The sequence below is a fragment of the Capnocytophaga gingivalis genome (assembly GCF_002302415.1).
GTDB lineage: Bacteria > Bacteroidota > Bacteroidia > Flavobacteriales > Flavobacteriaceae > Capnocytophaga > Capnocytophaga gingivalis.
In genome coordinates this window covers 582725-609591 of record NZ_CP022386.1, presented here as the reverse complement: position 1 = coordinate 609591, position 26867 = coordinate 582725, and the positions used below count along the sequence as shown (strand labels likewise).

General features: G+C 37.5%; 20 protein-coding genes. 4 read left to right on the top strand and 16 right to left on the bottom strand.

The genetic code is table 11. The features are described from left to right. Positions 1 to 92 precede the first annotated feature (92 nt). Positions 93 to 635 (bottom strand): hypothetical protein, encoded by a 543-nt coding sequence (locus tag CGC50_RS02915; protein WP_095909607.1) that lies wholly within the window; start codon positions 633 to 635, stop codon positions 93 to 95. Between the two features lie 221 nt (positions 636 to 856). Here CGC50_RS02915 and tamL point away from each other — a divergent pair, with 221 nt between their 5' ends. The 3 genes from tamL (at position 857) to ctlX (ending at position 5513) form a co-directional block, all read left to right on the top strand. Beyond that, complete coding sequence (gene tamL / locus CGC50_RS02910) at positions 857 to 3430, top strand: translocation and assembly module lipoprotein TamL (protein ID WP_095909606.1); 2574 nt, start codon at positions 857 to 859, stop codon at positions 3428 to 3430. Positions 3431 to 3461: 31 nt separating this feature from the next. Then, positions 3462 to 4436, top strand: a complete 975-nt coding sequence (locus CGC50_RS02905) for a deoxyhypusine synthase family protein (protein WP_095909605.1) — start codon at positions 3462 to 3464, stop codon at positions 4434 to 4436. A gap of 141 nt (positions 4437 to 4577) precedes the next feature. Next, the gene (ctlX, locus tag CGC50_RS02900) at positions 4578 to 5513 is read left to right on the top strand and encodes a citrulline utilization hydrolase CtlX (RefSeq protein ID WP_095909604.1); all 936 of its coding nucleotides are present in this window, start codon (positions 4578 to 4580) and stop codon (positions 5511 to 5513) included. Between the two features lie 200 nt (positions 5514 to 5713). On the opposite strand, the gene CGC50_RS02895 is transcribed toward ctlX, so the two are convergent. The 11 genes from CGC50_RS02895 to dapF all read right to left on the bottom strand — a co-directional run bounded on the left by CGC50_RS02895 (position 5714) and on the right by dapF (position 20595). Next, positions 5714 to 7066, bottom strand: a complete 1353-nt coding sequence (locus CGC50_RS02895) for a Fic family protein (RefSeq protein WP_095909603.1) — start codon at positions 7064 to 7066, stop codon at positions 5714 to 5716. Between the two features lie 411 nt (positions 7067 to 7477). Further along, entirely contained in the window at positions 7478 to 8926 is a 1449-nt protein-coding gene (locus CGC50_RS02890) for an ATP-binding protein (RefSeq protein ID WP_095909602.1), read from the bottom strand. Beyond that, complete coding sequence (locus CGC50_RS02885; RefSeq protein ID WP_095909601.1) at positions 8913 to 10577, bottom strand: DUF262 domain-containing protein; 1665 nt, start codon at positions 10575 to 10577, stop codon at positions 8913 to 8915. The genes CGC50_RS02890 and CGC50_RS02885 overlap by 14 nt, the downstream gene beginning before the upstream one ends. 1830 nt (positions 10578 to 12407) lie before the next feature. After that, positions 12408 to 14321: a molecular chaperone DnaK gene (gene dnaK / locus CGC50_RS02875; RefSeq protein WP_095909600.1), complete on the bottom strand. Its 1914-nt coding sequence runs from the start codon at positions 14319 to 14321 to the stop codon at positions 12408 to 12410. 90 nt (positions 14322 to 14411) lie between these two features. Next, a complete protein-coding gene (ung, locus tag CGC50_RS02870) occupies positions 14412 to 15080 on the bottom strand; it encodes a uracil-DNA glycosylase (RefSeq protein ID WP_002669658.1) in 669 nt (222 codons plus the stop codon). Positions 15081 to 15096: 16 nt separating this feature from the next. Next, positions 15097 to 16041: a thioredoxin-disulfide reductase gene (trxB, locus tag CGC50_RS02865; RefSeq protein WP_198541653.1), complete on the bottom strand. Its 945-nt coding sequence runs from the start codon at positions 16039 to 16041 to the stop codon at positions 15097 to 15099. Positions 16042 to 16063: 22 nt separating this feature from the next. Next, positions 16064 to 17422: an acetyl-CoA carboxylase biotin carboxylase subunit gene (gene accC / locus CGC50_RS02860; RefSeq protein ID WP_095909598.1), complete on the bottom strand. Its 1359-nt coding sequence runs from the start codon at positions 17420 to 17422 to the stop codon at positions 16064 to 16066. Between the two features lie 89 nt (positions 17423 to 17511). Further along, positions 17512 to 18015 (bottom strand): acetyl-CoA carboxylase biotin carboxyl carrier protein, encoded by a 504-nt coding sequence (gene accB / locus CGC50_RS02855; protein ID WP_002669679.1) that lies wholly within the window; start codon positions 18013 to 18015, stop codon positions 17512 to 17514. Positions 18016 to 18167: 152 nt separating this feature from the next. Next, complete coding sequence (locus CGC50_RS02850) at positions 18168 to 19169, bottom strand: beta-ketoacyl-ACP synthase III (RefSeq protein ID WP_095909597.1); 1002 nt, start codon at positions 19167 to 19169, stop codon at positions 18168 to 18170. Positions 19170 to 19286: 117 nt separating this feature from the next. Further along, a complete protein-coding gene (locus tag CGC50_RS02845) occupies positions 19287 to 19784 on the bottom strand; it encodes a GNAT family N-acetyltransferase (RefSeq protein ID WP_002669661.1) in 498 nt (165 codons plus the stop codon). A 4-nt stretch (positions 19785 to 19788) separates the two neighbouring features. Continuing rightward, positions 19789 to 20595, bottom strand: coding sequence for a diaminopimelate epimerase (gene dapF, locus CGC50_RS02840; protein WP_095909596.1), 807 nt, complete (start codon positions 20593 to 20595; stop codon positions 19789 to 19791). Between the two features lie 277 nt (positions 20596 to 20872). Between dapF and CGC50_RS02835 the strand changes: the two genes are divergently transcribed. Further along, positions 20873 to 21586: a tRNA threonylcarbamoyladenosine dehydratase gene (locus CGC50_RS02835; protein ID WP_095909595.1), complete on the top strand. Its 714-nt coding sequence runs from the start codon at positions 20873 to 20875 to the stop codon at positions 21584 to 21586. Here CGC50_RS02835 and CGC50_RS02830 read toward each other — a convergent pair. Genes CGC50_RS02830 through metG form a run of 4 tightly spaced genes read right to left on the bottom strand, consistent with a single transcriptional unit; the run spans position 21583 to position 26724 of the window. Next, a complete protein-coding gene (locus CGC50_RS02830) occupies positions 21583 to 23790 on the bottom strand; it encodes a patatin-like phospholipase family protein (protein WP_095909594.1) in 2208 nt (735 codons plus the stop codon). The genes CGC50_RS02835 and CGC50_RS02830 overlap by 4 nt on opposite strands. 20 nt (positions 23791 to 23810) lie before the next feature. Further along, positions 23811 to 24137 (bottom strand): nucleotide pyrophosphohydrolase, encoded by a 327-nt coding sequence (locus CGC50_RS02825; protein ID WP_095909593.1) that lies wholly within the window; start codon positions 24135 to 24137, stop codon positions 23811 to 23813. A gap of 4 nt (positions 24138 to 24141) precedes the next feature. Next, on the bottom strand, positions 24142 to 24636 hold the full coding sequence (locus CGC50_RS02820; RefSeq protein ID WP_095909592.1) for a hydrolase: 495 nt from the start codon (positions 24634 to 24636) through the stop codon (positions 24142 to 24144). Between the two features lie 15 nt (positions 24637 to 24651). Then, a complete protein-coding gene (gene metG / locus CGC50_RS02815) occupies positions 24652 to 26724 on the bottom strand; it encodes a methionine--tRNA ligase (RefSeq protein WP_095909591.1) in 2073 nt (690 codons plus the stop codon). Between the last annotated feature and the right edge of the window lie 143 nt (positions 26725 to 26867).

The window sequence follows — 26867 nt, the reverse complement described above, 5'->3', positions numbered from 1 at the left end:
TTTTTTAATTCCCTGTAGGTAAAGACACTATGCCCTTACCTACAGGGAATTGTTTTTCAGCAGAAAGATTGTTATAATGAAAATGAGGTGTCTCAATCCTTTCTTGGAGGATAGGCACTTATTATAGTCGGGTCGAAAGGTTCTTCTTCTCGTACTGGTAGAAAATTATTCCATTTCCTATCTCTGAAAAGTTGTCTTATTTTATTTCTAAATTCCTCATTAGTTAGAAGTTCTTTGGTATCTTCATATTCTTTAAACCACTCAGATTTTTTAACTACCTCTATAAACATTTCCATTTCCTCATAGTATAGAAAACCTAAATCTTTCATATATTCTGTGGTATGATAAAATTCTCTTTCTTCAGCCACTTCCATACATACTTGATTGGTAGGACTAAAATACACTTCATCAAGATATTCCCTAATAATAGAGTATTTAGCTTCTCTTGCTCCTTCTATAGAATAAACTTTTCCATCAATTTCTTGAGTAAATTGTTTATCTACTTCATCTAAATTAAGTTCCTGCTGAATTTCTTTGAAAATTCTTTCAGCTTCGTTCTTTCTCAAATCCAGTTCAGGTCTATATATCATAAACCAACGGTGGATGTAGTCCAATAGAATTTCTTCTGTTTCCATATAAATTAATCTTTAATTTTATTGCACAAAAATACAACATAATTTTAAAAAAAGCAAGTAATAATGGCTGTGATAGAGAGAACTATTGTACTCATCTTAGAAAATGAGGAATGAGAAGGTAAAATTATCTTTCTTACTTAAAAATAGAGAATTAACGCTTTTTTATTATTGATATACCATATAAAATTTGTAATTTTGAGCCGAATTTTTTAAGTTGCTGGATGAAGTGTAATTTTGTTATAAAAGCCTTATTATTACTGTGTTTGTTCTCTCTTTCAGGTTGTAGTCCTACTAAGAAGGTACCTGAAGGAGCGTATCTCTTGCGCAAAAATGATATCAATGTGGACGGAAAAGCGCCTAAGAACAGCCATGTATATGGATACTTGCGCCAGGAACCGAACTCCAGATTGTTGGGGATTCCTATAGGGCTTTTGATCTATAACTTAGCGGATGATCAGTCAGAAGAAAATTATCAAAAATGGCTCGAGCGCCATCCCCGATGGCATCGATTCTTGGATGGATTCCTTTCTAAAAAGCAAACTCAGCGCTTGGGAAAATCTTTCTTGGTCTCTGGAAAAGACAGGCTCTTGCAACGAATGGGACAGCCTCCAGCTATATTGGATACCGCTCAGGTGAACAAATCCACCAAAGTCCTCAAGGCTTATTATAACAGTGTGGGGTACTATAACAGTAAGGTGGAGCATGACATCCTTCCTTTGGAAAAGAAAAAAGAGGCGGCTGTAGTCTACTCTATAGAAAAGGGAATGCGATACTATATTGATTCTCTGGATACTCGTATCCTCTCTCCTGAGATAGATACACTCTACAAAAAGCATATAGGTGAACGACTGATCAAGAATCATACCCATTACTCCTTGGAGAAATTTACCAATGAACGCTCTCGTATCACCACCCTCTTGCGTAACAATGGGTTCTATAACTTCCAACAAAGTGCGATTGATTTTACCATCGCGCGGGATACTATAGCTTATAATAATGATTCGTTGATCAATGTAACAACCACCATTGCCAATTATACCGATCGCTCTACGGATCCTCCTACTGAAAAAACTTATAAGAAACACCTTATCAAAAAAGTATATCTCTATACAGATTATGACTCCTCTCTGCAAACTACTACCTATGATTCTGTGGAGTACAAGGGGATTACCTACTACTATCGCAATAAGCTGCGCTATCGTAAGCAGACGCTCTATGATGCTATGGCGCTGCGTCCCAATACACTCTATCGCGATATAGACCGCAACAATGCTTACCGACAGATCAATAACCTTAGGGCTTTTAAGTACCCTAACATACAGTACCGCTATGCCAAGAAGGATTCTTTGGAAAGAACTCTGGAGGCTGATATATTCTTGGAGCCACTTTCTCGCTTCTCTATAGAGACCAACTTGGAGCTTTCTCGCTCTTCTATACAGGAATTTGGAATAGGATTCAATACCTCTCTGATCGCAAGGAATGTTTTCCGAGGAGCGGAAACCCTTGAGATAACTCCTCGTGTAACCCTGGGAGCACAGCAATTTCTGGATGGAACGTCGGCTTTCTTTAATATATTCGAATATGGAGGAGGATTGCGCCTTACGATACCACGTATTTGGTTTTTCGGAAGTATAGAATCCCTGATTCCTTATTCCAAAACTCCACAGACAATCTTGCAGTTTACTACCAGTACCCAGCAGAATATAGGGTTGGATAAGCAGAAGACAAGTGGAGTGCTGCGCTATACTTGGAGTCCTAATACACAGAATCGCAATATATTGGAGCTCTTGGATGTGGAATTTGTCCGAAACAAAAATCCTGAAAACTATTTCCGATTGTACAGGTCTTCGTATAACGCTCTGAATGACTTGGCTAAAAAGCACAATGCTCCCGCCGCTGTGATGGACAATGATGGCAATCTCAATGATCGAGAGGGGGCTATTGCTTATGTGATCTGGGCGTCCAAACAGGGAGGCTATGCGGGCTATCCACAAGATACTAAGGATTTGTATAATATCTTCCAGAGATATTATCGAATGACTAAGAATGATCTTATCATGGCTACGAGTTTTACCTATATGTCTAACAATACATTTAACTATTACGATCCTGATTATGAGCAGTTTCGAGTAAAAGTGGAGACAGCAGGTAATATCCCTCAATTGCTCAGTATAGTACGTAAGCTCCCTAAGGATGATCAAGGGCAGCGCAAGTTCTTGGATGTCACCTATGCACAATATGCCAAGGCGGAGCTTGAGTATATCAAGCACATTCCACTGACTATAAGGAAGAATGGAGGAGAGGTATTTGCTTTTCGCACCTTTATAGGTTTTGCTATGCCCTATGGCAATGGGAAAAGTATTCCTTTTTCCAGAAGCTACTTTGCAGGAGGTTCCAATGACAACAGAGGGTGGCGAGCGTACTCTCTGGGTCCAGGTTCTTCGGGCTCTCCCTTGGAGTTCAATGAAGCCAATTTCAAGTTTACCGCCAATGCCGAGTACCGATTTACCATAGCCAATGCACTCAAAGGGGCTTTGTTCTTGGATGCTGGAAATGTATGGCACCTGATGGATGATGAAGAAAATACAGATTATAAGCTCGATAGCTTCTCGGATATTGCAGATGTAGCACTGGCTACAGGGTTTGGATTGCGCTATGATTTGAACTATTTTGTTATCCGTGGTGATTTTGGAATGAAGCTCTATGACCCTTCCAAATATGCGACACATCATTGGACAAATGAGCTGAAACTTTCTAATTTTGTTTTTAATATAGGGATAAATTATCCTTTCTAAAAGATGTATAACTTAATAAATATTTAAAAAAATGAATAAAGGACCTATTTCTCAATTCATTGAGAAGAACTTTCTACACTTCAATGCAGCTGCTTTGGTAGATGCTGCTAAGGGTTATGAAGCCCACCTACAAGGAGGTGGTAAGATGCTTGTGGCACTTGCTGGGGCTATGAGTACTGCAGAACTTGGAATTTCTTTGGCGGAGATGATTCGCCAAGGCAAAATAGATATTATCTCCTGTACAGGGGCTAACCTTGAGGAAGATGTTATGAACCTTGTGGCTCATTCTCACTACAAGCGTGTACCTCACTACAGAGACCTTACTCCTGAACAGGAAAGAGAGCTCTTGGACAGTCACTACAACCGAGTTACTGATACTTGTATCCCAGAAGAAGAGGCTTTCCGCCGCCTTCAAAAACATTTGGAAGAAGTATGGTACAAGGCTGAGGAAAAGGGCGAACGCTATTTCCCTCATGAATTTCTCTACCAAGTGGTACGCTCTGGAGTATTGGAACAATACTATGAAATAGATCCAAAGAACTCTTGGATACTTGCTGCAGCGGAGAAAAATATTCCTATTATATGCCCAGGTTGGGAAGATTCTACTACGGGAAATATCTTTGCCGCTAATGTCATCAAAGGCAACTTAAAGGCTTCTACGGTCAAGACTGGTATTGAGTATATGATATACCTTACTGAGTGGTATAGAAATAATTCTTCAGGTAAGGGTGTGGGCTTTTTCCAAATAGGAGGAGGAATCGCAGGAGATTTCCCTATCTGTGTCGTACCTATGATGTATCAAGACTTAGAATGGGAGGATGTGCCTTTCTGGTCTTATTTCTGCCAGATTTCTGACTCTACGACCAGCTATGGTTCTTACTCAGGAGCTGTGCCTAACGAGAAAATAACTTGGGGTAAGCTCGATATAGATACTCCTAAATATATCGTAGAATCCGACGCAACTATTGTTGCTCCTCTTATATTTGCTTATATACTTAATCAGTAAGCAGTGATCAGTGAACAGTAAGCAGTGATCAGTGATTGGTGAACAGTAAACAGTAAACATAGAATCATTGATCATTAATCACTAATCATTAAACATTAATCACTAATCATTGCTCATTAATCATTAATAATGTGTTAGGAGATGAAAAAACAAATTACCGATACTGTATTGATGATACGCCCTGTTCGTTTTAGGACGAATGAGGAGACGATTGTCAATAATTATTTCCAGAAGGGAATAAATATTACCCAAGAAGAAATCAACCGGAAAGCACAACAGGAGTTCGATACATTAGTTCAAAAGCTGAGGGAAGTGGGGGTACATGTCATTCAAGTGGAGGATATATACGAGCAGGATACGCCCGATTCTATCTTCCCTAATAATTGGATTAGCTTCCACAACAATGGAGATGTAGCCATCTATCCTATGTTTGCTGAAAACCGACGTAGAGAGCGTCGAGAAGATATTCTCGATATAGTCGAAGAGGCAGGCTTCGAGATAGAAAATGTATTTGACTATACAGAAGCTGAGGATGAAGGTATTTTCTTGGAAGGAACAGGCGCCATGGTCTTGGATAGGATACACCGCAAGGCCTATTGTGCCCTATCCCCCAGAGCCTCTGAGGAATTATTTATTGAGTTCTGTGAGGATTTTGAATATACTCCTGTCATATTTAGAGCTTTTCAGAAAACCGATGGGGAGCTAAAACCTATTTATCATACCAATGTGATGATGGCCTTGGGTAGGACTTTTGCGATTGTTTGTCTCGATACTATTGAGGATAAAAAGGAACGCAAAAATGTATTGAACCATTTAAAAGAAGATAAAAAGGAAATCATTACCATTAGTAGAGAACAGGTTGATTATTACGCAGGTAATATGCTTGAGGTAAAAGGCAAAGAACATTCTTACTTAGTGATGAGCCAAACAGCTTACGAGTCACTTACTCCTCAGCAAATCGAGGCTATAGAGCGACATACTCAGATTCTTTATAGTGATCTTTCCACTATAGAAATCTGTGGAGGAGGTAGTGCTCGCTGTATGTTGGCAGAAGTATTCTTACCTCATTCTAAGTGAAGAATGAAAATGAATAGTGAATAATAAAAAAACCACTCTCTTGAGTGGTTTTTTTATTGAGTGAAGTATCTTATTTTAAAACTTTAAAGACGAAAATCATTGCAAATCAATTACTTGATATTTTATGATGCAAATTAGGTTGTGATTTGCTTACTTGACTTAGTAGCACTTTCTTGGGTAGTTACTACTTCTATCTAAGTTTATAGTTTATCTTTCAATTGTTTGCCCAAGATGGTTAGTCGATATTTTTGTAACCTACTATTAGGTTTGTCAGGAATAGTCATTTCAATAAATCCTTGTTCCAATGCAGGTTTTAGATATTTTGCTCGAAAGTGTTCCCTATGAGAAAGTCCCAATATATCTTGTATTTTTTGTCTATCCATCTCTTCGGATAGTATTTTAATCAAATCTTTGACTTGCTCGGTGACTTGCTCGGTGACTTGCTCGGTGACTTGCTCGGTCATTTGCTGGGTCATTTGCTCGGAGACAGGAAATATCATTCGTAAAAAATTCTCTGTAAACTTGAAACATTCTTTTCCATAGCTTCTTAGAATACGAGGGACGCCAGACCCCAAATGTTCTACTAAATCCAAATCTCTAAATACACGCATCAGCTCTTTATTGCGTGGTACCGAATAGCCTTCAAAAAATTCTTTCTCTGTCATGCCTTGTGGCAAACTACCAAATGAGGTAATCTCAATTCTGTCATCAAAGAACTCAAATTTGGGAGGTACTTCCAAGGTATAATCGTTATGAACAATAGCATTAATTACAGCCTCACGCAAGGCAACGGGATTCCATAATTTGGTTTCCTTTCGTTCTTTGGGTGTGATTTTTGCTAATGTCTTATTTTCTACTCCTATCTTATCCAATACCTGCTTGGTTGCTTTTATCAAAGAACAATACCCATACTCGTTGTTTTCGATCAAGTCAACACGATCCAAACCATCATATTTTGCAACTTTTACAGATATTCCATTAGTATCAGCTAATAGATATGCTACATAATTGTATTGTCCTTCTTCAGTAAGAAGTTCCAAATTGGGTGCAAACTGCTGATTTAGCTCTTTTCCTGAACCTTCATAATATATTTTGAGTTGCTCAAAAGTAAGATTTTGGTTTGGAGACTTGATTTTGCCTATAGAGTTACGAGTGCGTTTGGCAAACAGAGATTCTATCATTTTTATGGGCATTGGCTCGGCAGCTGTTCCAATACGAATAAATGTACCTTTTTCCGACATCCCAAGTTTCTTGATATAGTAAGGTTTTTCAGTACCACTTGCCAATGTGATTTTAATTACATTTTTTGAATCTATAGTTTCTGCAGATACATCAAACAAACCCATACAAGAAGGCATAATATTATTTTTTAGTCGGTCTTTGATTTTAAGCATATCTCCATCAATGTCAGAGACACCCACAGCCTTTCCTTTCTTGTCAATTCCAATATAAATTATCCCTCCTTCTTGATAATTCAGAAAAGCGACTACCTCTTTCTCCAAATCATCTATAAGTTCTTGTTTGTATTCTATACGATTGGTTTCTGGATTCATACATGAAGTTGTTTAAACTTTCTCAATAAAGTAAAAGCTTCCAAAAATCAGTGTTTTGTGATTTAGAAAAAGACACTAAAATTTGGGAACTTTGGACAAAGATACAATAAATAATTCAATTAACAAGTTGAATTATTTGATTAGTTTAAAAATAATATAATACCTCATCTAATAATAATTTTAAAAATGAGAAAAACAAATATTACTCGTTAATTTAAAAAAACTACTATAAACCAAGTGTTTATAGTAGTTTTTAATATTTACTAATCGTTGATTATCAACGATTATTTTACTTTCTCAAATATAACCATTACTGAAAATCAATAATTTATAAATTTGTGGTACAAATTTGATTCTTAAAAATAGAGTATTGATTACTAAGTATCTTATATTATATCAGTGCAGAACACTTCATTGCACTAGTCCTCCTTTCAGACCTTTCAGACCTTGTTCAAATTTTTTTAGCAATAATATACTCGCCTTCATTTCTTTCTGCTGAAATTCGGGCATTCCTGCTGTTGAACTATGAGATAAACCATGTATAAAATGCCTTTCTATTTCTGTAAATTCTTTTATTACTGATAATAGAGAACAAAAATCTTCATTATTGGTATAATCGTTTATTCTATTTTTTATATCACTTATTTTATTCTTATCTGATTTTTTTAATTGGACGATATCATAGATTTCTTGCACAAGATTATTAGCATCTGATATTTTATCTCCAACTTTCAAAAAATATTGTGGTTTATTATTATATAAATTTTTAATTATAGAATTAGATAATTCTATTTTCCCCACGTGAATTATCTTACAGAACTCATTCAAGTCTGCTTCAAATCTTTTTCTAATGATGTTACCAACTGTACTGGGACCTAAATCACCTTTATTAAATTTTTCTTCTATTTTATCGGGTGTTGCTATTTCATCATAATCATATAACTGTGGCCCCCTATTAGTTAGGTACAAATTCATTGTATGCCATTTATCTTTCTCATCGTTATTGTTTTTAATTATATCTTCAGCTATATTATTAAATCCGAGATTATGAGTAAAGATAAATTTTTGAAAACTAGCAAATTTGGATAAAAGATACTTCATAATAAATTTCCTATTACTAGAATCAAGACTATTAACAATATCGTCAAGGACTATAATTTTATGAGACACACAATCTTTTTCTTCCAATTTCAATATGATACTTAACAATAGTAGGGTTACAACTAAATGTAATCTTGCCTCATTAAAAATGGTGCTAAGTCCATTACTTTCTCTTAAATTGTGTGATTTATCTTCAAGAAATATATCTGAATCCTCATTTTCTAAACCTATTTGAAGTGTTTCTATAAACTCATCCTTTAAAGCTCTATTTACCTCAGTAATTATGTTCTCCTTATATCTATCGTAAAAATCTTTTGTATCAAACTCTGGAAAAAAACGATTTTCTAATATTTTTTTTAAATTTATAATATCAATATTTATTATTTTGCCATCTTCTATCTTATGCGACATGTGCGAAATATCTATATGTGAAAGCATATAGCAATGGTAATCTGATATATTAAAACTTTTAAAATCACTATTGTTAATTTTTATATCAATAGGGGAAGCTATAGCTTTATGTTTATAATTATTATAAAAATCCTCTATCTCGCTTTCTTTTTGTTCCTCATTTGCTCCAGTAGATATAATATTTTTTAGTAATCTATCGTTATAGAAGATAAGCTTTATTGCTTCAAATATAGAACTTTTCCCCGAACCATTTTCTCCATATAGCAATAAATTTTTCTTTGTAGCTTCTAGTGTTAAGGATAACACTGCATTAAAAGCCTTGAAATTATTTATCTCAATTTTTTTCATAGGTAATATTGTTTGTATGTAAATTGAAAAAATTAACTAATAATTGTTTTTTATATTTTGTTCTTTTCTGTAAAGCGGCATAACTTATACCATCTCTATTATTTATAAGAAATTTCTTTAACTCTTCATTTTTTGTATTAAGATAATAGTCTATTTTATCTGAATATTTTTCATTCTTCTTATGAATATCAAGAATAACTAAATTTCCTAAATCATCTATATGTGTAGATAGTGGGTGGTTATTCCAATCTTCTGAAAGATTATCTTCATCACGTAATGTTAATAGACGATCTGTTTTATAATCAGGAATACAAATTGGATTTTCTAGATAGTGAGCCAACAGTGCATATCCATATTTAAGTCTTCCAAGATAATTAAATTGATCGGAATCAACATCGTCTTGATAATAGTCCTTAATACGCTCTCCCGATGATATTTGCTTTATAATTATATATATACCAAATTTTATAGAAGAAGTTGATCCCTTAAAATAACAATAACGAACAACAGACTTTAAAACATGAATTAGTTCTATCTCTTCTGAGAACCCATATTTGAATAAATATGTAATAATAGCATATTTTGGATACCTATTACTATAGATATCTATTAGTTGAAGCCACGCTGCAAGTTCAGTTTCTTCTTTTTTCTTTTCGTCATATTTTTTTAATAACAAAGTTATTTTCAACAAATCAGTCATAGTCTCATTTTGTGTGTTACGACTTATTGGGGAATTGGAACCTGTAAAGAACTCTCTTATACTAATCTCATTTTTGGTATTACCATCTCTACCTCTAATAATATGAGAATAATAACGAAATATTTCATCAACGCTTAATTTTATAGATTCACATTCGTCACGAAAATGAAACCATAATTTGATAAAATTATCCTTTTCTGATTCAGAAATAGCTTTAGCGTATAGTTTTGCCTTAAATATATCAGCATCTTGCAAGTCCATCCCTCTGTTATTTATAGTTTCAAATATAGTTAGAGCTTTGTTTTCTGCACTATCAATAGTCGTATCACTTAATTCTATAGGTAATAAATAAATTCGTTCAAGCATAAATCGAATAAAAAACTTTAATTTATTTATTTCCTCTTTTTCCTCAAACTCTTTGAATAAATAAAAGAAATACAATCCATTTACTTTGATAGGAGAGAGATTAGTTGGTCTAAAAAAGATACCTGTTTTAGTCTGACATTCTTTTAAATTATCTGAAAAATCAGAAAGACCCCAATTGAAAACTATTTCTAAATCTTGGTAATCCTTAGATTCTATAACATCGGATTTAATCTTTATTTTGCTTTGGTTTCCATCCCATTCGTATGTACGAGTCATATCTTTAAGAATTCTAAGGTCTTCATAAAAAGTAGATAGCACTTTGAAAATTAACCATATTGTGATTATACGTTGTTGTCCATCAATAATTCGTGGTAATTTTTTTTCATTTTCACTAACTGCTAATATTATATTACCAATGAAATAATCAGAGTCTGAGTTATATGCATCTAAAAAATCTTGGTATAATTGATAACATTCTTCTATTCCCCAACTATATGGTCTTTGATATGGAGGTATAATTATTTGTTCTCTTTTAGATAGAATATCTGAAAGGCTTTTTTGTTCTGCTGTCAATGAAAGTGCCATAATTTTTTAATTTAAATTCTTGTGTATATATAATTTGAATAATAAATAGTTATTTTTATATTAATTTTTTCTATATTTTTACATTAATTTATTCTTCTATATTTTGTAGATTTACTCCTTTTAAATATATTTATCAGTGAAGTTAAGCTGTAACAAGAAGTAGAGTTTCAAATCATTGATAGAATTGTATCCTATTTTATAACTTATTCATTTTGATCATACATAGTATGAATAATTAATATCTTTTATTTCTTAATCATCAATAGGTTTAACCATACTTTAAAATATGTACTATCTGGAATAGTCTCACACACTGCTGACAAATATGTGTTTTTTTTTTGACTCAAATCCATACATTGTTTAAGAGAGCGTTTTAGATAAGGTTGAGCTAAATGGAGGTATTGTGACTATTACATTCAATAAAAAAATAAGCTAGATCCATTCCAACATGTTTGTTTATAATCTCATCAAAGATAGTTTGGGGCATTCATTCTAAATTAGGAAAGTGAATATAATTAGTAAAAAATAAAACCTCCTTTGGATATCTTTTTAGTTCAGATTTCTCGTATAAACTCCTACACCCCTCCAAAGAGATAAGTGTGTATCTGTTGCAGACATTTTATATTGCCAGACTATGCCCCTTTCAATATACTTTTTTAGAAAAGTTAGTAGGCTTTCTTTACTATTATTTTAATAAGCAAACTATTTGAAATCTCTTACTTTGATATTGAATATTACTTTTATAAATAAAACAACAAACAGTCATTTATTCTATTTTTTATCAGGAGCTTGCAGTTAAACTAATTAGTTTACAAGAAACAGTTTGTTATTCTCACTCTTCAACTTTTTGAGATACTTCCAATAGTTTTTTATCTTCTGATAACCCTCTTAATTGTTGCAATGATATCTAATATAGAAAATATTTACTATTCTCTTCAGCCTAACCTACTTCACATCAGGTTCGTTGAAGAAGAGGAAGTTTTTTCTTATTTTATTTTTTAAGTGCTGTCATAATAGAAACTATTATTCATTTGGAACTACATTTGCTTTGTCCTTTTTGGTAAACTCATCTTTGAATTGATTCATATGTTTATCAAAAGCATTCAATCTTCTGTTTAATTTTGCAAAGATACAATAATAAATTGATTATAAATAATAATACAGTTAAAAAAATCACTTCGCTTCATACCCTTCCTTAAATTTTAAAAAATTGTTTCCTTGTTTTGGATTTCTCTCAATCCATTTATTGATGATTTCACTATTCATTTTCAATTGATTAAATACTTATATATCATAAAACTCCTTGTCTTCTGCTCTCATTTCTTAAAAAATTTGGCTTCTAATTTCTTCTTTGGTCTTTATACTAGTGCTATATCATTGTTTAGAAAGATAAAATGATAAGAACATTACAATAATCGCTATTCCTAAAGAAACAAAACTACCTATCAATAAGTATTTTAATGATTTCGATTTCTTCTCGAAATGTTCTAATCTTGAAAGTGTATTTTCAGATAAATCCGTTTTGATATTCTTAGGAATAAATTTTGTAGTACTTTCAATTTGTTTAGAAATGTCTTTAAATAAAGTTTTAAAATTATTTATTCTATGATTTAGTGAACTAGCTGAGCTTTCAAACTCACCTACTAAATTTAAAATATCTTGATAAGCAAAAACTACATCAGCCAGTTTTTCTATGTTATCCTCATTGCTCTTTATGACTTTGTTTAGTATCTAAACTATTGCCCATATTAATTTAAAAATAAAAAAACTACTATAAACCAAATTGTTTATAGTAGTTTTTAATATTTACTAATCGTTGCTAATCAACGCTTATTTTACCTCTTCAAAATCTACATCTTGAACATTGTTGTCGCCACCGCCATTGTTAGGCTGTTGGTCTTGTGCTTCATAAGAGGAGTGACCTCCTGCAGCACTACCTTCTTGTTGTGCTTTGTAGATATCTTCAGAAGCTTTTTTCCATGCTTCATTGATTTTTTCTAAAGCTACATTGATAGCCGCAATGTCTTTACTTTCGTAAGCGCCTTTGAGTTCTTCTAAAGCACTTTCGATAGCACTTTTCTTATCAGCTGGGATCTTATCACCGAAATCCTTTAATTGTTTTTCAGTTTGGAAGATAAGCGCATCAGCTTCATTCATTTTAGTAGCTACTTCTTGTGCTTTTTTATCCGCTTCGGCATTGGCTTCAGCGTCTCGTTTCATTCTTTCGATTTCTTCTTGGGTAAGTCCAGAAGAAGCTTCGATACGAATATCATGAGTTTTGCCTGTTCCTTTGTCTGTAGCAGATACATTGATGATACCATTGGCGTCGATATCGAAAGTTACTTCGATCTGAGGCACGCCACGTGGTGCAGGTGGGATACTATCCAAGTGGAAGCGTCCGATAGTCTTATTGTCCGCAGCCATAGGTCTTTCCCCTTGTAGTACATGTATTTCTACACTTGGCTGGTTATCAGCGGCAGTGGAGAATATCTGAGATTTCTTAGCAGGGATAGTCGTATTGGCTTCGATGAGTTTAGTCATCACCCCTCCCATAGTTTCGATACCAAGGGAAAGCGGAGTTACGTCAAGGAGCAATACATCTTTTACATCTCCAGTAAGTACTCCACCTTGGATAGCTGCACCGATAGCTACTACCTCATCAGGGTTTACACTCTTATTAGGTTTCTTTCCAAAGAACTTCTCTACAGCTTCCTGTACAGCAGGGATACGAGTAGAACCTCCTACAAGGATTACCTCATTGATGTCACTCACTTGAAGACCTGCATTCTCAAGCGCTTTTTTACAAGGTTCGATAGTACGAGCTACCAAATCTTCAATAAGCTGTTCGAACTTAGCACGGGTAAGAGTACGTACCAAGTGCTTAGGTCCTGTAGCAGTAGCAGTGATATAAGGAAGGTTAATCTCTGTCTGCATAGAAGAAGAAAGCTCTATTTTAGCTTTTTCAGCAGCTTCTTTGAGTCGCTGTAGTGCCATAGGGTCTTTGCGGAGGTCTAGACCTTCTTCTTTTTCGAATTCTTCAGCGAGCCAGTTGATGATTTTTTCATCTACATCGTCTCCTCCAAGGTGGGTATCCCCGTCAGTAGAAAGTACTTCAAATACCCCATCTCCCAATTCAAGGATAGAGACATCGTGTGTACCGCCCCCGAAGTCGAATACCACAATCTTATGATCATTGTGTTGCTTGTCAAGCCCGTAAGCAAGAGCAGCAGCAGTAGGTTCATTGATGATACGTTCTACCTTCAATCCAGCGATTTCACCCGCTTCTTTGGTAGCTTGGCGCTGCGCATCGTTGAAGTAGGCAGGTACAGTGATTACGGCACGGCTTACAGGTTGTCCTAAGAAGTCCTCAGCAGTTTTTTTCATTTTCTGAAGAATCATTGCAGAGATTTCTTGAGGAGAATATAGACGACCATCAATATCCACACGAGGAGTGTCGTTATCTCCTTGTTCTACAGCGTAGGGCACACGTCCAATTTCTTTTCCCAGATCAGAGAATTTATTCCCCATGAATCGTTTGATAGAATAAATAGTCTTTTTAGGGTTGGTAACAGCTTGTCGCTTAGCGGCATCTCCTACCTTTATTTCCCCTCCATCTACGAAGGCAACTACGGAAGGAGTAGTACGCTTGCCTTCGGCATTGGTAATAACCACAGGGTCATTACCTTCCATTACGGAAACACACGAGTTGGTGGTTCCTAAGTCTATTCCAATAATTTTACTCATAATCGTATTGATCTTTTTTATCTTAATTAGTACGCTTTACCTATCTTCAAGGACTATGCCAAACCTAAAATTGTGACAAAATGTCAGTTTTTATTTCCAATCAATGATTTCTTTGCCTACTGAGGAGAGGTATGCATTGGCCTGACTAAAGTGTTTGTTCCCGAACCAATAACCTCGGTTAGCACTAAGGGGAGAGGGGTGTCCAGAGGTGAGTACACAATGTTTTTTAGTGTCAATCAAGGAAGTTTTCTTTTTGGCAAAACCACCCCAGAGAAGAAAGACAACCCCTTGGCAGTTGTCAGAGACAAGCTTGATGACAGTGTCGGTAAAAGTTTCCCATCCCTGATGCTGATGGCTACCGGCCTGGTTGGCGCGTACTGTAAGAGTGGCATTAAGCAGAAGTACTCCTTGTTGTGCCCAGCGAGAGAGATTACCACTCTCTGGATAAGGTACATTTATATCCTCTTGGATTTCCTTAAAAATATTCACTAAGGAAGGAGGGTGGGCAATTCCTTCATTGACAGAGAAGGATAAGCCATTGGCTTGTCCTTCTCCGTGGTAGGGATCTTGTCCTAAGAGTACTACTTTTAGCTTATCTATAGGGCATTGGTCGAAGGCAGCAAATATATCTTTTCCTTTTGGATAGCAAGTGTGCTCTTTGTATTCTTTTTTGACAAAATCAGTTAGGGATTTGAAATAAGGTTTTTCAAATTCTTCGCTTAACAACGATTTCCAAGAAGGGCTGATATGTACCTCCATAAGTAATAGATTAATATTAATGTTCTAAAGAAGCTAAATAGCGTTCGGCATCCATAGCAGCTATAGCACCACTTCCTGCAGCAACAATAGCTTGTCGGTAGTGCTTGTCAGCAGCATCACCCGCTACAAATACCCCTTCTACATTGGTACGGCTGGAGCCTGGTACATTCTCAATATATCCTTCCTTATCCAAAGAGAGGTAAGGAGCGAAAATATTTGTATTAGGCTTATGACCGATAGCTACGAAGAAGCCTGTGATAGGAAATTCGGAAAGTTCTTGAGTCTTGTTGTTACGTACTCTGATAGCAGAAACCACTTGTCCATCACCGAGGATCTCCTCGGTTTCTGTATTGAACAAAATAGTAATATTTTCCACTTTTCTTACACGTTCTTCCATAATCTTAGAGGCACGGAAAGCATCACGACGCACAATCATGGTTACCTTTCTACATATTTTGGAAAGGTAGAGCGCTTCTTCACAAGCAGAGTCTCCTGCTCCTACGATAGCCACCTCTTGGTTTCTGTAAAAGAAGCCATCGCATACGGCGCAGGTAGATACCCCTCCTCCTGTTCGCAAATAATGTTGTTCGGAAGGTAGTCCGAGATACTTGACCGAAGCTCCTGTACTAATGATGATACTATCGGCATGAATTTCCTTATCCTCCACCCATACTTTGAGGGGTTTGGCAGAGAAATCTACTTTGGTAACCCAGCCAGAACGAATATCAGCCTCAAAGCGGCGGGCTTGTTGTTCAAACTGCATCATCATCTCAGTTCCTGTAATTCCTTCAGGGTAGCCAGGGAAGTTTTCTACCTCATTGGTAGTAGTAAGTTGTCCTCCTGGTTGTTCTCCTTGGTACAATACAGGAGAGAGATTGGCTCTTGCGGCATAGATAGCAGCGGTATACCCCGCTGGGCCTGAGCCTATAATTAAGCATTTGATTTTTTCTACAGACATAATACTTTGGTATAAAAAATTATTTTTATTCTTCGTCTTTCCCTTTGGGCTGGAGGACGAAATCTTCCATGAATTTGGTAGTGTAGTTTCCTGCTATATAGTCAGGATTTTCCATAAGTTGTTTGTGGAAAGGAATAGTTGTTTTGATACCTTCTACTACAAATTCGTCTAAGGCGCGCTTCATCTTAGCAATCGCTTCCTCACGGGTCTGAGCGGTAACGATAAGTTTGGCGATCATGGAATCATAGTTAGGTGGGATTGTATAACCCGCATACACATGGGTATCAAGACGTACCCCGAAGCCACCTGGAGCATGGAAAGCAGTGATACAACCAGGGGAAGGACGGAAATCATTGAATGGATCTTCCGCATTGATACGGCACTCAATAGCATGTAGTTTTGGAGTATAGTTGCGTCCGGAGATAGGTACTCCAGCAGCCACTAAGATTTGTTCTTTGATAAGATCATAATCAATTACTTGTTCGGTAATAGGGTGTTCTACTTGGATACGTGTATTCATTTCCATAAAGTAGAAGTTGCGGTGCTTGTCTACCAAGAATTCTACAGTACCAGCGCCCTCATATTTGATGGATTCAGCTGCTTTTACAGCTGCTTCTCCCATTTTGGCACGAAGTTCATCGGTCATAAAAGGCGAAGGAGTCTCCTCTGTGAGTTTTTGGTGGCGGCGTTGTACAGAGCAATCTCGTTCGGAAAGGTGGCAAGCTTTTCCATATTGGTCACCTACGATTTGGATTTCGATATGGCGAGGCTCTTCTATGAGTTTTTCCATATACATGCCATCATTACCGAAAGCTGCAGCAGCCTCCTGAGTAGCGCTCTCGAACGCTTTTTCGAGGTCTTCTTCTTTCCATACAGCACGCATTCCTTTTCCTCCACCTCCGGCAGTGGCTTTGAGCATTACAGGATAGCCCATTTTCTTAGCTATTTTCTTAGCTTCAGCAATGTCCTTCAATAGCCCGTCAGAGCCAGGAATGGTAGGTACTCCAGCCGCTTTCATGGTAGCTTTGGCTGTTGCCTTGTCTCCCATTTTGTCAATCATTTCTGCAGAAGCCCCAATGAATTTGATTCCATTCTCAGCGCATATTTTAGAAAACTTAGCGTTTTCTGAAAGGAAACCATAACCAGGGTGGATGGCATCAGCATTGGTGATTTCCGCTGCTGCGATAATATTTGTTATTTTTAGGTAGGAATCTTTGCTGGGAGCGGGGCCTATACATACAGCCTCGTCGGCAAAGCGTACATGTAGGCTATCGGCATCCGCTGTGGAATATACCGCAACGGTCTTTATTCCCATTTCTCTACAGGTACGAATCACTCTAAGAGCAATTTCACCACGATTAGCAATCAATATTTTTTTAAACATTTCTTTACTATTTAGGTCATACTATACAATATAGTATATAATGTTAGTTAAGTTGTTTCTCTTAAGGAAGTGTTTGTTAGCACAACATCTTAGGAAGGATCTACCAAGAAGAGAGGTTGGTCATACTCCACAGGGGAAGCATCGTCCACCAATACTTTGACGATCTTACCAGATACTTCGGATTCTATTTCATTGAATAGCTTCATGGCCTCAATCACGCAAAGGGTTTGTCCTTGTACGATATTATCACCTACCTCTACAAATAAGGGTTTGTTAGGTGCTTGTCTTCGGTAGAAAGTACCAATAATAGGGGATTTGATAGTGATATACTTACCGTTTTCTTCATCATCATGTTCTTTGGTAGCCACTATGTTGGCAGGATCACTCACAGGCATAGGAGGTATTGGAGCTACAGGTACTTGTGGTGGAAGTCCTTGTGCTACATAAGGTTGTTGAACAAAAACAGTCTCAGGGCGTCCTTCCTCTCCAGAGGTTTTAATGGTGATTTTGATATCTTCCATTTCTAATTTTACTTCACTGGCACCTGACTTGGCAACGAATCTGATCAGATTCTGAATGTCTCTTAAATCCATAGCAAATAATTATATTTTCAATGAGTTAAACATTATCTAATAAGTTAATAAATGGTGAAATAATTCTGTGCAAAGATACTAAAATTATTTTATATAGGAATCACTTTCTATTTTCCTAAACAAATTCTATCTTTTTTGCCAGAATCTAAAGGTTATTGTATGAGGTTATATGCCCATTTGAGGTACAAAGCTCCCCAAGTGAATCCTCCCCCGAAAGCAACAAAGATGATATTGTCGCCCTTTCTGAGCTGTTTTTCGTAATCATACAAAGCCAAAGGAAGAGTTGCCGAAGTTGTATTTCCATAGTGTTGGATATTGACCATTACCTTGTCATGAGTAAGTCCCATACGATCGGCAGTCGCATCAATAATACGTTTGTTGGCTTGGTGAGGAACCAACCAATTTAAGTTTTCAGCATTCAGGTGGTTGCGCTCAAGGATGATATCAGTCGCATCAGCCATACGAGATACTGCATATTTGAAGACAGTTTTACCATCTTGGTAGAGGTTATTTTTACCTTCTTGTAGAGTCTCTATAGTAGTGGGAAGTATAGAGCCTCCTGCTTCTATTTTCAAGTATTCACGTCCTGTACCATCACTGCGCAAGTACTCGTCCTGTACTCCTAATCCTTCGTAATTAGGTTCAAAGAGTACAGCTCCTGCTCCATCTCCAAAAATGATACAAGTAGCTCGGTCTGTATAATCAATGATAGAGGACATTTTGTCAGCACCTACCAAGAGTACCTTTTTGTATCTTCCAGACTCAATGTATCGGGCAGCTACCGACATTCCATATAGGAAACTGGAGCAAGCTGCTTGAAGGTCAATAGCAAAGGCGTTGACAGCACCTATTTCGGTAGCCAAGTAAGCACCAGAGATGGCCACAGGCATATCGGGGGTCACACTGGCGAAAATTACCAAATCAATATCAGCTGGATTGGTTCCTGTTTTTCTGAACAAATCCTCCACGGCTTTCTTTCCTAAGAATGAAGCCCCCTTGCCTTCTTCCTTTAAAATACGTCTTTCCTTGATACCTGTACGAGTGGTAATCCACTCATCAGTAGTATCAACCATTTGCTCTAATAAACTATTAGATAGCACAAAATCAGGCACATATCCTCCTACACCTGTTATAGCAGCTGTAATTTTTGTCATAAGAATCCAAGTTTAATGGCTCTATAAAAAGAGCCTATGAAATAGAGGCGCAAGTTACGAAAAAAATACGAATTGTGGTGCAATAAAGTATATTTTTTCTTAACAGACCTCTTATAGTTAAGTTTTTAAGTACTGATACATGAGCACATTTTTGTATTTTCCTTCGAAGAACAACCAATCCTTGAGAGTGGCTATACATAAAAAACCTATGTTTTTGAAAAGCTTTTGGCTAGGGAGATTGTCCTGAGGTATATAGGCTATCAACTGATGTATATTCAGGTAAGAAAAAGCATAATTACACAATTGTTGCAAGGCACTATGGGCAATGCCTTTTCCCCTGAAAGAATCCATAAGAGCAATGCCTATAGAAGCCCGGTTGTTCTTCGGGTTATAATCATATAGGTCAATACATCCTACTGCTTTGTCCTTGTACGTAATGACAAAACGAAGTTGTCGTGCCTCATATATATCCAGATGGGCATTTTCGAGGTAGCTTCTGAGGGTCTCATGGGAAAAAGGAGCTTGTGTCTCACTCACCTCCCATAGGCTCTGATCGTTCTCTAACTGGTAAAGGAAATCCAAATCAGTTTTCTCCAAAGCGCGTAATCGTACCATAAAACTATACAGTTATCGTTCCTTCAAAAACAAAGTTCGCTTCTCCGATGAGCCATACATTGGTATACTCTTTTATTTTTAGTCCAAGAAATTCTTTTTTTACTTCGAAAGTAACTTCTAAGTTTCCTCCTTTGGTTTCTAGGATGATGTACTCAGCCTTGGTTTTTCCTCCTTTGTGCATAGCAATAGCGGTGGCAGTAGCACCGGTGCCACAGGAATAGGTTTCATCCTCCACGCCACGCTCATAGGTGCGTACCTTAAAATGATTTTCGTCGATAGGCTCTACAAAATTAACATTGACACCTTCTATATTAAAGGGGACTCCATAGCGTATTTCTGCTCCTTTTTTCTTGACATCCATGCTATCCAAGTTTTTTACTACTTCTACATAATGAGGAGAGCCAGTATTGAGGAATAGTCCTTTTTTTACTTTTTCAATATGGCTTACATCCTGCATTTGTAGGTGGATAAGGTTGTTTTTGAAAAGTGCTTTGTGCAGTCCATCTGGGGCAGAGAAGGTAGTTTCTTCTTTTTGGATAACGCCTAATTTTTGGGCAAAGGCTACAATACATCTCCCTCCATTACCACACATGGAACTTGGGTTTCCATCGGAATTGTAATATATCATCGAAAAGTCATGCTCAGGGTCATCCTCCAAAAGGATAAGTCCATCGCCTCCTACCCCAAAGCGGCGCTCACATAGTTGAGCTACAAGCTTGGTATCCTCTTTAGGAAAGGTATTGAGTCGATTGTCAATTAAGATAAAATCATTGCCAGTGCCCTGATATTTGTAGAAATGTATTACTCTCATGGTATATGTTTTTAGGGGCAAAAGTAGGGAAAAATAATAAGAAATACAATGGCTTAGAGAAATATTTTGAGTTAAGGTGTTTTTTACTTTGTCTTTTAACAAAAAGATTGTATCTTTGCCCGCCAAAATTCGGTGAAGAATGAAAAATGAAGACAGAAAAGTATTGTATAGGGGTGAAGTCTGCGAGTTGGAATCATTGAATATGTCAGAAAATTCGCCTATAACATAAATATTTGGATTATTATCATTAATCATTGAACATTAATCATTAAATACCATGTGGAGAGAAAGAACAAGATTAGTAATTAAGGACGAAGGAATACATAAGCTGGAGCAATCACATGTCCTTGTGGTAGGATTGGGAGGAGTAGGTGCCTTTGTAGCAGAATTCTTAGCTCGTGCTGGGGTAGGAGAACTAACTATTGTAGATGGAGATGTGGTGGATACAACCAATAAAAACCGACAACTCGTTGCCCTTGATTCTACTATGGGTAAAAGCAAAGCGCAACTCATGGGTGAACGCCTTAAGGACATCAATAAAGACTTAAAACTTACTATTATCAATGAATTCCTCACCCCTGAGATGGCCTATCAATTGGTCAGTGAGCAGACTTTTTCCTACGTGGCTGATTGCATAGATAGTATAACCCCTAAGCTAAACCTACTAAGAGCCTGCCATGACAACCGTGTGAGGGTTATCAGTAGTATGGGAGCAGGGGGCATACTGGATCCTACCAAGGTAAAAGTAGCTGATATTTCCAAAACAAGAGACTGTCCTTTAGCTCGACATATACGCAAACGTCTCAAAAAGGAAAAAATTAATCCTAAGTTCAAGGCTGTCTTTTCCTTGGAATTGCCTGCCAAAGATATGATGGAACTTACCGATGGTGCCAATTTCAAGCGTTCTTACTATGGGACTATGAGCTATATGCCTGCCCTTTTTGGTATACATATGGCAGGGGCAATTATCCAAAAACTACTTGAAAATTAGAACCAAAAACCAATGTTAAAAAGCCAAAGAAACTTATTCGTCTCGGGCGAGTAAGTGGCTTTGATCTCAATAGGGCCTATAATAGTATCCGAACTCAACCCTAAGGCATATCCTGTATACTTAGGCCTAGAAAACCATTTGTTTTCAGTAAACATGTTATCTTCGGCATTGGCTATATTGGCAATAGCTTTTATGTAGTTTCGCTTATAGAAACGATAGCTTAGGGTCATTTCCCCCTTGAGAAAGTCATAATTTCCAAAACTGAGGTAATCATATCCATAGAAAGGAAGTAAGTTGCCGAATAGGTTATCTCCTTGTCCTCCAAACACATACTGAAGAAAGGGCGCATTGGGAAGCCCTAAATGAAATCCGCCAGAGAAAATAGCCTTAGCAGAAAGTCTTTCTGAAAATCTCCAAGCGCCTCCTAAATCAGCTTTAGCTAAAAAGAGGGGATTGATTCTTTCTCCATATCCTTGAGAATATAAGTACCAGTGTCCTGTGGCATTGAAGTATATTCCTTCTGTTGGGAAATGAGCATCGTCCAGGGAGTCATATCTTAGGTATCCAAAAGCAGAGTAATAGTTGACTTTTTCATTGAAGTTATCAGGTTGTAGCTTTATACTATACAATTCGTGTTCCCCACCTATTCCTACAAGAAATTTTTGTCTAAGGAAGATGGATTGTATATAGAATTGGTTCTTGAGCCTGGTGAGTGCTATATTGGTATCTCCTGTGTTGAGGGAAAAACCAGTAAAGGCGATGTCTCGACGGAAACGATCATACCGACTCTGAAAACCATAACTGGTATAGAACCCCTTATCTACATAATAATCTAGCTTGTATCGTATATTGTCTCCTGCGATAAAATCAAAGGAGAACAAGTCGTCTTTCTGTAAGAGGCTGGAGCGGCTTATATTGAGCAACACTCCTGTTTTGTATAGATTGTCGTAGTGAACAGCCATCTTCAGCCAAGTCTGTGCGGGGGCTTCTTCTATGTTGAACCGCAATTCTTCCCCTTCCTCCATGGAACAGATGTGGTAGTTGATATTCTTAAAGTTCTGAGTGGCCATGATATTTTGCACTCCGTCTCTGAGATTCTTGAAAGAGATCTTTTCCCCCCATTGGAATCCTAATTTTCCACGGAGATAGGCATCTGAATAGTGTTTGTTACCAGAAAAACTTATGTTGCCAATATGCAGTGAATCATGTACTTTTATCTTAGGCAAAGGCTTTTCCTCTTTTTTAAGGAAGTCCCCAAGCCATTGTAGGTGAGGGAATACTTTTTTGGTAGCTACCCGTCCAGAATCAATAATAGCTTGTCCTTCAGCAAAGGAGATGACATTGTAGTTGCTCATATCCGGATGAATATAGATGTCCGTTTTCTCCCGCTTTTCCTTCATATCATTGGCTATCTTATAGCTTGTAATTTGCAATAAGACACTATTGGCAGAGCGTAAGTCCTTACGTGTTTTTAGGGGAGATTGTACATCTACCCCGATGATGATATCCATTCCCTTAGCCCTTACTTCGTCTATAGGGTAATTGTTCATCACCCCCCCATCGGTAAGGAAGCGTCCTTCCATCTCTACTGGAGCAAACAGGGTAGGGAAGGAGCCACTGGCCATGATTGCTTGTGCCAGATCCCCATGTTCGAGGATAACCTCCTCTCCGGTCTCTACATCGGTAGCCATACAGAGAAAGGGAATAGGCAGCTTGGAGAAATCATCAATCTTTCTGACTCCAAAGGTGAGTTGGCTAAGGAAATTATAGAGATTCACTCCCTGAGAGAGTCCCGCAGGGAGACCAAACTTACCATCGCGCAAAGCTAAAGAAATCATATACCGATCTCGGTTTTCCTTTTCGTAAAAATTCTGTGCTGAGCGGGGAACATTGTCCTGAATGATGCGTTCAAAGTCTACTGAATGGAAGATAGAATCCAACTGATGAGAGGTATATCCAGCAGCATATAACCCCCCAATGATAGCCCCCATACTGGTACCTCCTATATAGTCAATCTTTACCCCTGCCTGTTCAATTGCTTCCAAGGCAGCTATGTGAGCCAGCCCCTTAGCACCACCGCCACTAAGGACTAAACCTACTTTGAGGTCCTTGCCCTTGAGATCTGTAAGCGAACGGATTTTTTCTTGGCTATAGAGAGAGTTGCCTACAAAGAAAAGTAATAGGTAGAGGAAAAACTGCTTCATAGATAGGTGTCAAAAAGGAGTTATTTCAACTTAGGATTGTTTTGGTGTCGGTCGTGGTCACGCTTAGTCTTGGCTTCCATTTTTTTATCAAAGGCCTCTTGTAGGTCAATCCCTGTCTGATTAGCCAAACAGAGCACCACAAAAACAACATCGGCAAGTTCCTCTCCGAGGTCTTTGGCCTTGTCACTTTCTTTCTCAGATTGCTCACCATAACGGCGGGCGATAATACGCGCCACTTCACCAACTTCTTCGGTTAGCTGAGCCATATTTGTTAACTCATTGAAGTAGCGTACACCATGTTCTTTTATCCAATTATCTACGACAAGTTGTGCATTCTTTATGTTCATAATACTAAGGTTTTTGTTCGCTTACATAGAGTGTTTGATCCAATACTTCAAAGGAAAGCGTTTTGTTGTCATTAAGAGTCATTTTCAGTAACAATTCTCCCCAATCCAAACCATCCGAAAAGTCGCAAATTACCCATCGGTGATTGAGCAGTTTTATCTTATTGATTTGGAACTTAGCGTTGCGACGAGGGCGGTAAGAGATCAAGGGGTGGTTTTCGTCTTTGGTGATATTGGTTGCCATAAGTTGCTGTAATACAAACTCTTTTGGGTCATCTATTCCATTTTCATGGAAGAAGTATCTCGCATCTTCATTAAAGGAGATATCAAAATACCGCTCTTCAGCCAAATCGTCAGAAAGCTTTTGAATGGAATCTTGCAGGCGTTCTACCGATATGGTTGTATTCTCCTTCTCAGGGGTCTTTTTCTCTTCTGTATTATTCTTACAAGAAAGTACAAGGGTACTTCCTAATAAAAATAAAGGTAATGTAAGCTGTTTCATGATGCTATTTTGAATTTATTTTACTTCAGTTCCATTGGCAATCCCCTCTGCATCAGGGTTTAGGAATACATATTTTCCAGCACTATTTTCAACCATAAGAATCATACCATGACTTTCCACACCACGTAGTTTGCGAGGAGCGAGGTTGGCAAGTACGGTAACCTTCTTTCCTATAATTTCCTTAGGATCAAAGCTTTGAGCGATTCCAGAGACGATAGTACGCTGGTCGATGCCAGTATCTACTTTTAGAATAAGGAGCTTATCCGCCTTAGGCATTTTCTCGGCTTCCAAGATAGTACCTATACGAATATCCATCTTAGCGAAATCCTCATAGGAGATAAGTTCTTTTTGAGGAACTACAGTAGTATGGTCATTTGTAATGGCTTGCTTATTGGCCTGTTTGCTTTTTTCCAATTTTGCTATTTGCTTTTCTATAGCCTCATCTTCTATTTTTTCAAAGAGCAAGACAGACTCACCTATAGTGTGTCCCTGAGGGATCAAGCGATCTGAAAGAGGTATATCCTGCCAAGTAGGTGCCTTTTCCATAGTAGAAAAATTGAGCATGCGCTTGAGTTTTTCAGAGGTAAAAGGCAAGAAAGGTTCAGAAGTTACAGCCAGAGCTGTGGCTATATGTAAAGCTATGTACATGATAGTCTCTACTCTTTTGGGGTCTTCCTTAATAAGTTTCCAAGGCTCTTCGTCGGCCAAGTACTTATTACCTAAGCGGGCTATGTTCATCAGTTCCTGTTGGGCTTCACGGAAACGATAGCGCTCCAAGGATTGTTCTATCTTTTGGATAAGTTCTTTGATCTGGGCAAAAACCTCCCTATCTACTTGAGTAAGTTCTCCTACAGAAGGGACAACTCCCTTGTAGTACTTATCGGTCAGTACCATCACACGATTGATAAAGTTTCCGTAGATAGCTACCAATTCGTTGTTGTTTCTGGCTTGGAAATCTTTCCAAGTGAAGTCATTATCCTTAGTTTCAGGGGCATTGGCTGTGATCACATATCTCAGAGTATCTTGTTGGGAAGGGAATTCTTCTAAATATTCATTGAGCCATACAGCCCAATTCTTAGAGGTGGAGAGTTTGTTGCCTTCGAGATTCAGAAACTCATTAGCAGGCACATTTTCAGGAAGGATATAGGAACCTTCTGCCTTGAGCATGGCAGGGAATATGATACAATGGAATACAATATTATCCTTTCCAATAAAGTGAATGAGCTTGGTTTCCTTATCTTTCCAATAGGGTTCCCAATCCTTTCCCTCACGAGCAGCCCACTCCTTGGTAGAGGAGATATAGCCGATAGGGGCATCAAACCATACATAGAGTACCTTTCCTTCAGCTCCCTCTACAGGAACAGGAATCCCCCAGTCCAAGTCACGTGTTACTGCACGAGGACGTAACCCATCATCTATCCAACTTTTCACCTGACCATATACATTGGGTTTCCAATCGTTTTTGTGGCCTTCGATGATCCATTTTTCGAGAAATTCAGTATAATCTTGTAGGGGTAGAAACCAGTGTTTGGTCTGTCTAAGTACAGGTTTGCTCCCTGTAAGGGTGGACTTAGGATTGATAAGGTCGGTAGCATTGAGCGATGTACCACAGCGTTCACACTGATCTCCATAAGCTTCCTCATTGCCACACTTAGGGCAGGTACCTATAACAAAGCGATCTGCTAAGAATTGCCCCGCTTGCTCGTCATAGAGTTGCTCAGAGGTTTCTTCTATAAAATCTCCTTTGTCATAGAGGGTGCGGAAGAACTCTGAAGCTGTTTGGTAATGTATTGGTAAGGAAGTACGGGAATAGTTATCAAAAGAAATCCCAAAGTCAAAGAGAGAATCCTTGATGATTTTGTTGTATTTGTCGATAATCTCTTGAGGAGTAGTCCCCTCTTTTTTTGCTTTGATGGAGATAGCCACGCCATGTTCATCACTACCACAGATAAAAGCAACATCATTGTTTTTCAATCGTTGGTAACGAGCAAAAATATCAGCAGGTACATACACACCTGCAAGATGACCTATGTGTATAGGTCCATTGGTATAAGGCAAAGCTGCCGTAATGGTATAACGTTCAGACATTTAGATGTTTTTTTAGTTGTCAGTTATCAGAAATTAGTTGTCAGTTGTCAGTCGTCACTTTTCACTTTTCACTTTTCACTTTTCACTCTTCACTTTTCACTCTTCACTCTTCACTCTTCACTCTTCACTCTTCACTCTTCACT

What these genes read in the sequence shown, in the direction of transcription:
- accC (WP_095909598.1), bottom strand. Translation starts at nt 17,422, where the DNA reads ATGTTTAAAAAAATATTGATTGCTAATCGTGGTGAAATTGCTCTTAGA.
- CGC50_RS02820 (WP_095909592.1), bottom strand. Translation starts at nt 24,636, where the DNA reads ATGAAACAGCTTACATTACCTTTATTTTTATTAGGAAGTACCCTTGTA.
- metG (WP_095909591.1), bottom strand. Translation starts at nt 26,724, where the DNA reads ATGTCTGAACGTTATACCATTACGGCAGCTTTGCCTTATACCAATGGA.
- CGC50_RS02830 (WP_095909594.1), bottom strand. Translation starts at nt 23,790, where the DNA reads ATGAAGCAGTTTTTCCTCTACCTATTACTTTTCTTTGTAGGCAACTCT.
- ctlX (WP_095909604.1), top strand. Translation starts at nt 4,578, where the DNA reads ATGAAAAAACAAATTACCGATACTGTATTGATGATACGCCCTGTTCGT.
- dapF (WP_095909596.1), bottom strand. Translation starts at nt 20,595, where the DNA reads ATGAGAGTAATACATTTCTACAAATATCAGGGCACTGGCAATGATTTT.
- CGC50_RS02835 (WP_095909595.1), top strand. Translation starts at nt 20,873, where the DNA reads ATGTGGAGAGAAAGAACAAGATTAGTAATTAAGGACGAAGGAATACAT.
- CGC50_RS02885 (WP_095909601.1), bottom strand. Translation starts at nt 10,577, where the DNA reads ATGGCACTTTCATTGACAGCAGAACAAAAAAGCCTTTCAGATATTCTA.
- CGC50_RS02845 (WP_002669661.1), bottom strand. Translation starts at nt 19,784, where the DNA reads ATGGTACGATTACGCGCTTTGGAGAAAACTGATTTGGATTTCCTTTAC.
- accB (WP_002669679.1), bottom strand. Translation starts at nt 18,015, where the DNA reads ATGGATTTAAGAGACATTCAGAATCTGATCAGATTCGTTGCCAAGTCA.
- CGC50_RS02895 (WP_095909603.1), bottom strand. Translation starts at nt 7,066, where the DNA reads ATGAATCCAGAAACCAATCGTATAGAATACAAACAAGAACTTATAGAT.
- dnaK (WP_095909600.1), bottom strand. Translation starts at nt 14,321, where the DNA reads ATGAGTAAAATTATTGGAATAGACTTAGGAACCACCAACTCGTGTGTT.
- ung (WP_002669658.1), bottom strand. Translation starts at nt 15,080, where the DNA reads ATGGAGGTACATATCAGCCCTTCTTGGAAATCGTTGTTAAGCGAAGAA.
- CGC50_RS02915 (WP_095909607.1), bottom strand. Translation starts at nt 635, where the DNA reads ATGGAAACAGAAGAAATTCTATTGGACTACATCCACCGTTGGTTTATG.
- tamL (WP_095909606.1), top strand. Translation starts at nt 857, where the DNA reads ATGAAGTGTAATTTTGTTATAAAAGCCTTATTATTACTGTGTTTGTTC.
- CGC50_RS02890 (WP_095909602.1), bottom strand. Translation starts at nt 8,926, where the DNA reads ATGAAAAAAATTGAGATAAATAATTTCAAGGCTTTTAATGCAGTGTTA.
- CGC50_RS02850 (WP_095909597.1), bottom strand. Translation starts at nt 19,169, where the DNA reads ATGACAAAAATTACAGCTGCTATAACAGGTGTAGGAGGATATGTGCCT.
- CGC50_RS02825 (WP_095909593.1), bottom strand. Translation starts at nt 24,137, where the DNA reads ATGAACATAAAGAATGCACAACTTGTCGTAGATAATTGGATAAAAGAA.
- CGC50_RS02905 (WP_095909605.1), top strand. Translation starts at nt 3,462, where the DNA reads ATGAATAAAGGACCTATTTCTCAATTCATTGAGAAGAACTTTCTACAC.